Source organism: Mediterraneibacter sp. (assembly GCF_030825015.1).
Taxonomy (GTDB): Bacteria; Bacillota; Clostridia; order Lachnospirales; family Lachnospiraceae; genus Mediterraneibacter.
On record NZ_JAPJQP010000032.1, the window covers coordinates 1 to 12,271 of the forward strand.

Annotated in this window: 13 protein-coding genes; 4 read left to right on the forward strand and 9 right to left on the reverse strand. The window is 41.2% G+C overall.

Annotated features, from left to right (window positions below):
* Positions 1–122 precede the first annotated feature (122 nt).
* The 9 genes from dapF to RCH61_RS09540 form a co-directional block, all read right to left on the reverse strand.
* Positions 123–956: a diaminopimelate epimerase gene (dapF, locus tag RCH61_RS09500; RefSeq protein WP_306480571.1), complete on the reverse strand. Its 834-nt coding sequence runs from the start codon at positions 954–956 to the stop codon at positions 123–125.
* Positions 957–1,056: 100 nt separating this feature from the next.
* Positions 1,057–2,004 carry a TIGR03943 family putative permease subunit gene (locus tag RCH61_RS09505; protein ID WP_306480572.1) on the reverse strand — a complete coding sequence of 316 codons (948 nt, stop codon included), beginning with the start codon at positions 2,002–2,004 and terminating at the stop codon, positions 1,057–1,059.
* 68 nt (positions 2,005–2,072) lie between these two features.
* Entirely contained in the window at positions 2,073–3,203 is a 1,131-nt protein-coding gene (locus RCH61_RS09510) for a CobW family GTP-binding protein (RefSeq protein WP_306480573.1), read from the reverse strand.
* A 53-nt stretch (positions 3,204–3,256) separates the two neighbouring features.
* Positions 3,257–4,009 carry an exodeoxyribonuclease III gene (locus RCH61_RS09515; RefSeq protein WP_306480574.1) on the reverse strand — a complete coding sequence of 251 codons (753 nt, stop codon included), beginning with the start codon at positions 4,007–4,009 and terminating at the stop codon, positions 3,257–3,259.
* Positions 4,010–4,260: 251 nt separating this feature from the next.
* On the reverse strand, positions 4,261–4,395 hold the full coding sequence (locus RCH61_RS09520) for a hypothetical protein (RefSeq protein ID WP_306480575.1): 135 nt from the start codon (positions 4,393–4,395) through the stop codon (positions 4,261–4,263).
* The gene (gene srtB / locus RCH61_RS09525; RefSeq protein ID WP_306480576.1) at positions 4,388–5,098 is read right to left on the reverse strand and encodes a class B sortase; all 711 of its coding nucleotides are present in this window, start codon (positions 5,096–5,098) and stop codon (positions 4,388–4,390) included. The genes RCH61_RS09520 and srtB overlap by 8 nt, the downstream gene beginning before the upstream one ends.
* A gap of 60 nt (positions 5,099–5,158) precedes the next feature.
* Positions 5,159–6,250, reverse strand: a complete 1,092-nt coding sequence (locus RCH61_RS09530; RefSeq protein ID WP_306480577.1) for a DUF7601 domain-containing protein — start codon at positions 6,248–6,250, stop codon at positions 5,159–5,161.
* 54 nt (positions 6,251–6,304) lie between these two features.
* Positions 6,305–6,811 carry a signal peptidase I gene (lepB, locus tag RCH61_RS09535; protein ID WP_306480578.1) on the reverse strand — a complete coding sequence of 169 codons (507 nt, stop codon included), beginning with the start codon at positions 6,809–6,811 and terminating at the stop codon, positions 6,305–6,307.
* Positions 6,808–9,228, reverse strand: coding sequence for a DUF7601 domain-containing protein (locus tag RCH61_RS09540; RefSeq protein ID WP_306480579.1), 2,421 nt, complete (start codon positions 9,226–9,228; stop codon positions 6,808–6,810). The genes lepB and RCH61_RS09540 overlap by 4 nt, the downstream gene beginning before the upstream one ends.
* Before the next feature lie 267 nt (positions 9,229–9,495).
* Between RCH61_RS09540 and RCH61_RS09545 the strand changes: the two genes are divergently transcribed.
* The 4 genes from RCH61_RS09545 to RCH61_RS09560 form a co-directional block, all read left to right on the forward strand.
* On the forward strand, positions 9,496–10,209 hold the full coding sequence (locus tag RCH61_RS09545) for a helix-turn-helix domain-containing protein (RefSeq protein ID WP_306480580.1): 714 nt from the start codon (positions 9,496–9,498) through the stop codon (positions 10,207–10,209).
* A 383-nt stretch (positions 10,210–10,592) separates the two neighbouring features.
* Complete coding sequence (locus tag RCH61_RS09550; protein ID WP_306480582.1) at positions 10,593–11,561, forward strand: DUF6017 domain-containing protein; 969 nt, start codon at positions 10,593–10,595, stop codon at positions 11,559–11,561.
* A gap of 24 nt (positions 11,562–11,585) precedes the next feature.
* Positions 11,586–11,804 (forward strand): DUF5348 domain-containing protein, encoded by a 219-nt coding sequence (locus RCH61_RS09555; protein ID WP_004611927.1) that lies wholly within the window; start codon positions 11,586–11,588, stop codon positions 11,802–11,804.
* Between the two features lie 93 nt (positions 11,805–11,897).
* Positions 11,898–12,271, forward strand: a 374-nt coding sequence (locus RCH61_RS09560; protein ID WP_306480581.1) for a PcfB family protein, incomplete at its 3' end; no start/stop codon positions are given.

A 12,271-nucleotide genomic window follows, 5' to 3' on the forward strand; every position in this document is an offset into this window, starting at 1 on the left:
TCTCGCCCATTCTTATCATAGAAGATCTTATTTACAGACTTTTCTTCATAGTCTCGAATCTAATCCAAACGAATAGATTCCCCTCTTTATATCAATACCGATTTGCGGATAGAAACGAAGGGTTATTTCCATTCTCCGTCAAATACAACTTCCGCCGGACCGGTCATGTACACTGTATCTTTCTCTTTATCCCACTTGATCTGCAGATCTCCTCCAAGAAGTTTCACTGTAACTTCCTCTTCTGTCAGACCGTTTAACACACACGCCACAGCTACCGCGCAAGCCCCTGTTCCGCATGCCAGCGTTTCTCCTGAACCGCGCTCCCACACACGCATCTGCGCTGTATGCCGATCGATGATATTCACAAATTCCGTATTCACTCTCTTTGGAAATCTTTCGTGATTTTCAAACTTCACCCCGATTTCTTCAAGAGGAAATTCCGAAACATCTTGATCGATGAACACAACTGCATGAGGATTTCCCATGGAGACACACGTCATTCTGTATTCCTGCCCGTCTATATCGATCGGTTCATCCACTACCGTTTCTCTCTGTGAAACGACTGGAATTTGTTCTGGACTGAAGATCGGTTTTCCCATATCTACTTTAACAAGGACAACTTTTCCGTCCTCTACGGTCAGATCAAGATATTTGATCCCCGCCAATGTCTCTATGGAAATGCTTGTCTTATCCGTCAATCCGTAGTCATATACATATTTTGCCACGCAGCGGATCCCGTTCCCACACATTTCTCCGCGGGAACCGTCCGCATTATACATTTCCATCTCAAAATCAGCTTTGTCAGACGGGTTAATCATAATAAGTCCGTCTGAACCGACTCCAAAATGACGATCACTGATCTTTTTCGCCAATTCCGATGGATTTTCAATCTTTTCTTTCAAGCAGTTCACATAAACATAGTCGTTTCCTATGCCTTGCATCTTTGTAAATTTCATTCAATTTTCTCCTTTTGCTCTCACATTTTTGCCTGTATGATCTCGCCGGCATACAGTTCCCTTTATCTGCTTTGATTTTCCTTCAGATCTTTTTTCATTCTTAATTAAAATAAACAAGTTCTTCGATTGGTTCTGCCAATTCTATATTTTCGGCTTCCAAAACCGGGCCTTCGCCCCGATAAACGGATACATTGGCAAAACGAACTTTCGCCCGCACCTTTACCCATTGCCCGGGCTTTAATTTCGGGGCATAAGCGCTTCTGCAAACATATCCCAAAAACGTAGTGTCATCGGCACAGCATGTCATTGCCATCCTTCCCGGGAGGAATACTTTCGACGGAAATCCAGCAGGTTTCAACACTTTTGCTGTAAATTCTACGACTTTTCCACGGTAACGGTCTGGGTTTTCCATCATATCCACATACCATATCCCATAATCTTCCCGCAAGATCTCAATGACAGGCGCATTCAGATCGTATGGTACGGCATCCTCAAAAATATTTTCTACTTCTCCTTGTTCATCTTCAAAGATAACCTCTGCCTGCGGACTGACTACCTTCACACTTCTTCTGTAACCTGCCAGAGGCTTAATATCTTCACATCGATTAAAAAGGACCATTTCCGCTCCTCTTACCATCTCAACAAAAAGCGGTTTTAAGTTTGTCAAATACATCTGAAACGTACTGGCATCTACCGTTGTGATCTTCTGCTCGATTCCCCAGCCTTTGGGAAGCTTCATCTTCTCAAAATCGCTCACCTTCCACATTCCGTTATATTCAACGACCACTCTCTGAGGCTCATGTTTTTGGTCTAATTTTTCCAAATATTCTTCTGTCAGCTCTTCCTGATCTTCGATTCGCTCGATCACAACACCATATTTGAGCATTTCCATCGGATTATATTCATCTTCGCCTTCCTCACACAGAATAAGCAGCGTTTTCCCGTCAATCTGAAAATAATCCTGTTCTAACGTAAATTTTAAAAATCCGGTCTTTCCACTGTCTAAAAAACCGGTCATCAAATAAACCATTACATCCGGCTCATTCATATTTTCGTTTCTGCCTCCTTCTTTCTATCGCTTTGCTTTAACGCTTTTTTGAAATTTTTTTCTTCCTTTTAAAGACCGAACAGGCTTTCTAATTTTTCTTCCTGTATTTTTGCCCCGATCACGCAAATACGTCCGGTATATTCCGGCGCTCCGATGCGGACCTCATGCTCTCCCGGAACCATATCAAAGTAGATCCACTCTCCGTCTTCTCCTTTGACCATACCTTTCGCCCGAAGGATCTCGCCATATTCCTCTCCATTTTCGAGCATAGTCAATATTTCCTCAATCCGATCCTTTGAATACACATGAATCGTCTCCCGTCCCCAGCTTGTAAACACTTCATCAGCGTGATGATGGTGATGTCCCGCATGGTCATGACCGCAGCCGCAATCATGATGATGCTCATGATCGTGATGATGTTCGTGGGCGTCGTGCTCATGATCGTGGTGATGTTCGTGGGCGTCATGCTCATGATCGTGGTGATGTTCGTGGACATCGTGCTCATGATCGTGGTGATGTTCGTGACCGCAATGTTCTCCATGCTCATGGTGATGCCCGCATTCAGGGCAGATAAGTTCTGACAACAGTTCCTCTTCCATTGATTTTCCCGATTCCATAGTTTCTAAAATTTTGCTTCCCGCAAGCTGATCGATCGGAGTTGTAATAAAAGGCGCATTCGGATTTAATTCCCTTAAAAGAGCAATGCCTTCTTCTATCTTCTCCGGCTTCGCTTTATCTGTACGGCTCAGAATAACAGTTCCCGCATACTCAATCTGATTACTGAAAAATTCTCCGAAATTCTTTTTGTAAATCCTGCATTTTGTCACATCTACAACTGTCGTAAAACTGTTTAACTGCGCATCGATCTCATTTTGTACGTCCCGAACCGCTTTGATAACATCTGACAATTTTCCGACTCCCGAAGGCTCGATCAAAATACGATCCGGATGATACGTGTCTACAACTTCCCGCAGAGATTTCCCAAAATCTCCGACAAGGGAACAGCAGATACAACCTGAATTCATTTCCCTGATCTCGATTCCCGATTCTTTGAGAAATCCGCCGTCAATTCCGATCTCACCAAACTCATTTTCAATCAGAACAACCTGTTCTCCGGCAAATGCCTCGAAAAGCAGTTTCTTGATCAATGTCGTTTTCCCTGCTCCCAAAAATCCTGAAATAATATCAATCTTTGTCATATAAATAACCTCCTGTCTGTTCCACTATTTTCTATAAAAATTTATTTGCTCTTTTAATCCATATCCAGCTCAACAGGACAATGATCCGATCCCATAACATCTGTCAGGATCTTCGCATCTTTCAATCGATTCTTCAAGCTGTCCGAAACGCAGAAATAGTCAATCCGCCATCCGGTATTTTTCGCACGGGCGCTGAAGCGATAAGACCACCAGGAATAAACTCCTTCCTGATCCGGATAAAAATATCGGAACGTATCAATAAATCCCGCATCAAGAAGTTCGGTAAATTTTCCTCTTTCCTCATCTGTAAATCCGGCATTTTTACGGTTTGTTTTCGGATTTTTCAAATCAATTTCTTTATGAGCCACATTCATATCGCCTGTGACGATAACCGGTTTTTTCTCCTCCAGAGTTTTTAAATATTTACGGAAATCATCTTCCCACCGCATCCGATAATCCAGTCTTGCCAGCTCATTTTGTGAATTCGGCGTATATACCGTAACAAAATAAAACTCTTCAAATTCACATGTAATGACGCGGCCTTCCTGATCATGTTCCTCGATCCCGATTCCGTAAGTTACGGACAGCGGCTCTTTTTTCGTAAATACCGCAGTGCCTGAATACCCTTTCCTCACTGCATAATTCCAATATTGATAATATCCGGGAAGATCAAGTTCCAACTGCCCTTCCTGCATCTTTGATTCCTGTATACAGAAGATATCCGCATCTGCTTCATGAAAAAAGTCCAAAAATCCTTTCTGCACACATGCCCGAATACCATTCACATTCCACGAAATAAACTTCATATTTATCCTCCTCTCGTAAAATATCGAGAACTTCTATACTTTCCTAAAGTATTTTGCTCAAACAATCTCATAATAACACACTCTGTTTCTGCGGGAAACTGCTTGTCTAAAACTTTCATTTGATTATAACACGCTTTTATTCATATATCAGCCGTTTATTCTTCTGTTTTTTAATTCATACATCTTTTCCGTTCCGCCTCGTTTCGTGAATCTTCTGCATTCGAATTGATGATCCGATGTAACAGCTGTCCCTAAATCACCGGAAGCGCCAAAAGGCACATTTGGGAATTGTAAGCGATCGCCAAAATTCCGGGCAAACCCGGACTTTGGCTCGTCTCCATTGCAAAAAAGCAGCCATAAGCCATGACTGCTTTCTTTCTATTCATAATTATCTGTAATATCCATTCCTTTTCTGTTCAAAATTCTTCCTATCAGAAGATGTCTGCCATTTGTACTATCCGAAGTACAGGTAGATAATGTGATAAATCTTTCTTTCGATTGAAAGGAAAGTTCTCTGTAATTGATTGCGTTTTTCCTGATATAATCCAAATAATCCTGCATATTGTCTTGGTTCAGCGCAGGATCAAACACCGTCGCATCGTATGCATCCGCATGAAGAAAAGCAAAAAATTCTACATCATGCCATGCATTCTCATAATATAAAGAACCTTCCAAATGCTTTTCAAAATAAGTCGCTTCTTCATAATATTGTATCTCTCCGAACATAACGCCTTTTGCCATATGATGCCCATAAACAATATGATTAAAATCCGAAAAATCTTTCTTGTTTCGACAATCAAGAAAAATACTTCCAGATAAAGAAAAGTTCCCCCATATATCCATATTGACGTACTTCGAGTTATTCTCTGCCTGCACGAACGGATAATCAATATTCGTATCTTTTATCGTAAGCCATCCTAATATTTCAGGATTATGTTTTTTAAGTTCTTCAAACGACAAATCCGTTTTTTCGGTTGGGCGGTACGTTTCATAAAGCGAAGCATCCGCCTGTTGATTGATGTGCTGCGAGTCCCACAAAACATATATTCCATAACAAAGGATCGGCAGAAAGCACAATACAATCAACAAGTTGACCGCTTTATCCGCTGTCCGAATGATTTTCTTCCAATTAAACACTGTTTTTTAACACTATTTGTCAGACGTTCTGCGTCTTTTTATAACAGACAGCGTGACAAATGCAACAACAGCAGCGCCGATCATAAGAATAAACGGAAGATTATTCATGATAATACCTGTGATCGGAACTTCATTGTATCTGTTTTCAAATTCAACCTTATTTTCTTTTTCGCCTATATAATTTCCATTGGCGGAAGTAACCAGGTCTTTATCATCCGTTCCGTTAATAACCATTCCCTGTGTTCCGTTGTCCGTAACCTTTACATATGCCACATATCCGTCTGTTACCCCTTTTTCCGTTACTTTGTATTTCGTACCTGCCGGAAGATCTGTAAAAGTCAGTCTATCGCCGTCTGCTAATTGGAATTCAGCTTTTCCGTTTGTACAGGAGAGCTGCTCTGTTGTATTTCCTTTTCTTGTAATTGTACCTGTAAAATCAGTCAAAGTACCTTCTGTCGCTGATTTTTCAAAAGTAATTGTAAAATCAAATTTTTTCGTCTTATCTGCCAGTTCTCCGGTTGTCTTTTTTTCAATAATAAGGGAAGCATTTTTACGATATGTATTCGTAAATAAAATTTGATCAACTTTATTTTCACCTGTTCCGTTGTTTGTTCCTTTTTCTGCCGTTATGTTTTTCACATACAAACCACCGTCTTGTTTATTCGCAACTTGTGCCCGCAATGTATATTTATCTGCAGAATAAGTAACTCCCTCCGCATTTTCTTTGTTTTCCGTCACTGTATAAACATATTCTCCGGCATGCGGAAATGCGCCGAATGTAATTGCAGATTCTTTAGAGAGGATGTATTTTCCATTGTCTGCATTTCCTTTCGCATCAGCGCTGCTATATTGAATCGGCTGGATTGCAGCATCCGGAGCATCCGGCGTTACCTTGGCTGCGGCAAAATTAAAAGTTACACTTGGAATAGAAAGACCTTCCGCCATCTCAAAATCTTTTGTAACAGAAACCACAGCAGGTGCATTCTCTGTTCCTGTTCCAACATTCGGAATCGCTTTGGGATCTTGTGCAAAAGCGGTAATGTTCATCCCCACGATCATTGTTCCTGCTGCTAATAACGCTCCGAGTCTTTTTTTGTTTATCATTCTTTTTTCCTCTTTTCTTTCTTTTTATATATCATCTGCCAAAAGCAGTTATGATTAAAATCCCCTGTGACGAAGCAGGGTAATTACCGTACCTTTGATTTCTTCTTTTTTAACAGTTCCATATATCCTGCTGTCTTTCGCATCGGTACGATGATCTCCCAATACAAAATATTCATCTTTTCCTACTGTAAGAGGAAAAGAAATCCCTTCTGTATATGGAAGTGTTTCCATATAAATTCCTGTTTCCTGCTGCAGATATCCATTGATTTTTAATCCCTCTGCCGTAATATCTACGCTGTCGCCGCATCCCGCGATAATCCTGCGCGCCTCTGTTTCTCCGTTTTTTTCTACAATGACAATGTCCGACGGTTTGAATTCTTTTTGCAGTCGGTAATAAACAGCCAGGTCTCCGTCTTTCACAGCCGGAGCCATCATATTGTCACTGCAGCGGTAAATGCCGAACACAAAGAAAAACATTATTGCAAGCAGCATCACAAAAATAACGATTTTCAAAAATAAAAATAATAGTTCTTCTTTTATTGATTTTTTCTGCTCTGTCATTTTGTCAATCCTTTATGCCGACGAAAAAAACATACTGACAACGGAAGCAGCATTGCAACTATAGAAACTGCAATCCATGTACCGATCCCGCGTCTGTTTATATCACCGGTTCCTGTATTCGGCACAAATCCTTTCTTATTTACTACTTCAACGACAAAATCGTCATTTAATATTCCTTCTGCACTTTCTGTATTCTGATTATAAGTTGTCGTATAATGATCTTGATTCGCTTCTTTTTCCGTTATTTTATAAATTGCTTTAGGCGGAAGATTCTGAAGCAGGATCTGCTGTCCGTGTGATAAAGATATTTCTGCCGTACCGTCCACAAATGTTATCGTTCCATCCTCAGGTTTTGTTGTTTCCTGTTCAAAACCATTTTTCACACCGCCCATGTACTCATAGTCTCCGTTTACCGGATTACCGTCCTTATCTTTAAGGTGTATAACAAATGTAAATTTTCTTGTCTTGTCTCCTGTTTCACCTGTTACGATTTTATACAACAACAAATCAGGACGTTTTGTATTTGTAAATGTAACTTCTGTTATATCATCTTTAACGATTTCGCCTTTATTATTGGTCGTGCCGACTTGATATTTTTTTGTCTCCAGCTCAGTTACTTCATACATAGCGCCTTCAGGAAGATTGTCTGCTGTTTTCGTTTCGTTATCTCTCAAACTAAATCTCGCAGCTCCATCATGAAATTCCAAATCCCCGTAAAGCCCGTTAATGCTCGTATGGTATGGCAGCCTGAGTTCAAACTCAAACTCTTCCTGACAATTTTCTTCTCCGACAACATGCTTCGTAACAGACAGCCCACCTACTTTATTTACTCCGACCGGAACATTTGCAGATAATTCTTTTGTACGAATAACAGCGCCGATCATATGCTGGAATTTCTTCCCTTTTACCTCTATATCCGGAGTAGGGGAATACTGTTTAAATTCTTTCAGCCAAATAAATTGTGCACGAATCCCAAAAGTGTCTTCTGTTTTCGGTTCATGATCGGAAACCAGCTCATATTCTTCATTCCCATATACATAAGACAAATTATCACATAAAGCAGTCATCCCTTTCGGCAGCTCTAAATGATAAATCCCATGATACTCCGGCGGTTCGATCACCTGCAGACTCCCGCTATGCCAAAGACCATCCTTGGGATTATATCGGAATTTTAAACTCCCCGACAGATGAATATCTCCCAATGAAGGCTCATAATTTAACAGCTCGCCTTTTTCCGAATATGCATATAAGATCTGTCCTAATTGCGTATCGTTCAGATTACTTATGTCATTGTCAGGAATATTATAGGAGTGCAGTAATCTCCAGACTGCTTTCTGAGTCGCATTGTATGCCTGTTCCTCTGTCACAAAATAAGATCCCGGATAAAAATATGAGAAAATCTGTAATGGCGTATCCTTCTGCGTTGCATTCACGACACATAAGGAAGCTTTATAAAACGGCATTGCAGTAATTTTAGAATACGTCAGTCCGGTATCCGTCTGTCCGTTCGGATAAAGTTTGCCGACTTCCCCAACAAAAGCAGATAATTCCTTTAAATGTTCTTCATCCTTCGCCACCCAGTCTTGATAAGTAAACGCATGATGTCCCAAATATGGAAATGCCTTTTGAAGTTCCGGCGGAACAATCAGCATTTCATTAAATTCCGTTTCTGTAGGAATATATAATTCTGAATTTTCTACAATCTTATATAATCTCTCTCCATTATGCGGATAGCCTGCATAGAGCAGTTTCGACAACCGGCGCATGCATTCATCATAATCCTGCTGAGAAGCAAAATCTTCCGGTGTCAAATACCCTTCGGTATAATTCGGTACTTGCACATTGCCCATCTCACTCGTATGATGGGGCCAATGAAGCTTATTATTCATGCAAAAGAGCATAATTTTTTCACCGGGATATCGGGGATCTATAATATAATGCGTTCCTTTTTCATAAATAATAGAAAGTCCGTTTGTCTCTAATAACGGTGTATTTAAAGCCTGATCCAAAAACCCTTCTTCTGTTTCTAAAACATCAGTTTCATCCTCTTGATTCGTTTCTCCTGTATCCGACGGTGTCGTTTTGTCATCCCGATCATTTTCTTCTCTATCCAATGTCGCCGTTTTGTCATCTTGATCATTTTTTTCCAGCTCTGGCATCGCCGTTTCATCCTCTCGATCAGTTTCTTCGGTATCAGAACTTATATCTTCAACAGTAACCTGCGGATCTTCTCCGGGCGGACTTGTCACAGAATCTTTCTTCTGCAAGTCTGTCTTCTGATTTTCCTGCGCTGATAACGGCTCTGTCTCCCGGAAAGCATTGCTTTCTGCATGGACATTGAAAACACCGGCAGACAGCATCATCGCAAGAATCAAAAGAAACACCAACATAGTTTTTTTATGTTGTTTTAATCTCATAGTCTTCTATCCTTTTCCGATTCTTTCAAATCATTTCTCCTAGCTGCTCCTTCCCCATCACCTTCTAACTCATTTCTTCCCTTCTTTCTTTTTCGACATACCTTTCAAAACAAATCATTCCACATTCTATACCCACTTACCAAAAATTTCATCTCAAATTCTGCTTTATATTTTTTCATTTTCTGATACTTTTTTATATAATTGTTGATTTTCACATTTGCATATACTATCATCTAAGAAAAGCCGGATAATCGGAGGTATGCAGTTATGCTTGATAAATTTTTAGAAAATAATATACAGAAAAAGTTTCAAATTTTCTCTATCCTTTATGTAAGTCATTCCGTTTTAATTAAAGATTTATCCAAAGAGACTAAGACCAGTCCGGCAAGCATAGCATCGTTAATCACCGAACTCAATTTTGATCTGCAGGGACTTGCTGAAATTTCAAAAAATTCTACAACTCTCAGGATTGAAGTTTATGATGAGACTGCATTTTTCGATATCTTTCACGCCATTTATAAAAACTCCGATGTATTAAAATGTCTATGTTATATGATAACGAATGACTCTCACGAATCTTTTGCCGAGTTTTCAGAAGAACATTATCTCACTCGTCCAAGCGCTTATCGCATCAGGCAAAATTGCGTGAATTATCTCCATGAGATCGGACTTGGCGTCAATAAAAACAAAGTGACAGGAAATGAATATCGCATTCGCTTTTTAATCGCTCTTTTACATTACAGATATGGGGTTGACTGTTGTAATATTGATGACCATTCTATCCAAATGGCAAGAGAGTTTGTTGCCGCTACAAACGACAAAATAAGCGTGCCGTTTCTCGAACGCACTTCCGCTGAATACGGATATTCCGAATATTTGCTTGTTCTGGCATGGAAAAGAAAAGATTATCCTCTTACTTTTGAGAAATCAGAAGAATTAGAAAAACTAAAACAGTTATTTATTTATGATGAAATTAGTTGATTGTCTTGAAAAATGCTTGATTTACGGGCATATTCGCAGGTTTGCAGATTGATTTTACTACTCATTTACTACTTTTAACGAATTGAGCCTTGATATGCAAAAGCACCTGCGAAGCTGCCGATAGACCGCTGCACCACCTTACGCGGCACGTCGAAAAGAAAAAATAAAATAAGCACCACCTATAAGGCGGCGTTTCTCACTCCTACACAGGAGAACAGGAACGCTGCTTTTTTTATGCCCTCATGTTACGCAGTAAGGGCAAACAAAGCCTTGATTTATGCGGCTCTTAGCGCGCGGAAATGAGAACGACAAGGGTTGATACCTTTTCCCTCAAAACCGCGTTTCTACTGCGTAACAAATCCAACCAAAGGAGTGATGAAGCTATGGCAGTTTTCCGCGTGGAAAAGAACAAAGGTTATACGGTTATGAGCAACCACCATTTACGCAACAAGGAACTTTCCCTAAAGGCAAAGGGCTTGTTGTCGCAAATGCTCTCACTTCCCGAAGATTGGGACTACACCCTTGCAGGACTGTCCCTTATCAACCGGGAAAAGATTGACGCTATCCGGGAAGCGGTACGGGAACTGGAAAATGCCGGATATATACAGCGTTCAAGAGAACGTGATGAGAAAGGACGCTTACGCGGTACAACGTATGTTATCTATGAGCAGCCGCCTAAGTTGGATTTACCTACATTGGAAAAACCAACATTGGATAATCCAACATTGGAAAAGCCTATGTTGGAAAAACCTACGTTGGAAAATCCAACGCAATTAAATAAAGAGATACAAAAGACTAACTTACCAAAAAAAGAAAAATTAAATACAGATGTATCAAGTACCCATTCCATTCCTTTCCATTCCCTAAATCCCTCTCCCTTAGAGGACGCGGCACAGCCGCCGGAACGGAAGCGAAAGGAAGCGACAGACGCATATAGCGTGTATGAGGAAATCATCAAGGACAATATCGAGTACGACTATCTGATACAGGACAGATACCTTGACAGGGACAGGATAGAGGAAATCCTTGCCCTTATTCTTGAAACCGTCTGCACCAAACGAAGAACAATCCGTATCGCCGGGGACGACTACCCGGCAGAGCTTGTAAAAGCAAAATTTATGAAACTGAACAGCGAACATATCCGCTTTGTACTTGACTGTATGCAGGAAAACACCACCAAAATCCGCAACATCAAGCAGTACATGAAAGCTGCCCTTTTCAATGCCCCGTCTACGATTGGCAGCTATTACACGTCCCTTGTATCTCACGATATGGCAGACGGTACTTTTTATGGGAAACCGAAAAAATCCGGCATACCCGATTACACCTGCAACGAGGGCGAAAGCCTGTAAACCAACCCAAAGGAGGATTTGATTATGACACAGAAAACAGGAGCTTTGATTTTTGATGAAACCGCTGACCGCTACGACATTCGCTTTGACGTAAACGACTACTACGGGGGCTTACATTGCGGCGACTGCATGGAGGTCTTTGTGCGGGGCAAATGGAAGCCTACCCGTATGGAGTACGGGGACAACTGGTATCTTGTGGGTATTCGGGCGGCAGACCTCTCCGGGCTGCGGGTACGGATTTAACAGGGCGACGTGAAAACGGACGCTCTTTTTTCATGCCCGTCCCACTTCCCGGCGGCGGGCATACCACCATAGAACACGAAAGGAGGAACCCCATTGCAGGAGGAAACTAACGAAAAGACCATAGCCCTTTACATCAAGACCGGGAAGCTGACCGCACAGCAGCTCCAAAAGGCTATGAAAGCCCTGCTTGCACAGATGAAAAAGCAGCATGACAAACAGAAAATCCCGCATGGCAAGCAGACCCTAAAGCAGCTTATGAAGCAGAACGCGAGCGTTTCCAACATTGAAATCACAAAGGACAATATCAAAGCCTTTGAGAGTACGGCGAAGAAATACGGGATTGACTTTGCCCTAAAGAAAGACAGCACCGAAACCCCGCCCCGCTATCTTGTATTTTTCAAGGGGCGGGACGCGGACGCACTGACCGCAGCTTTCAAGGAGTTTTCCGCAAAGAAGCTGACGCAGGA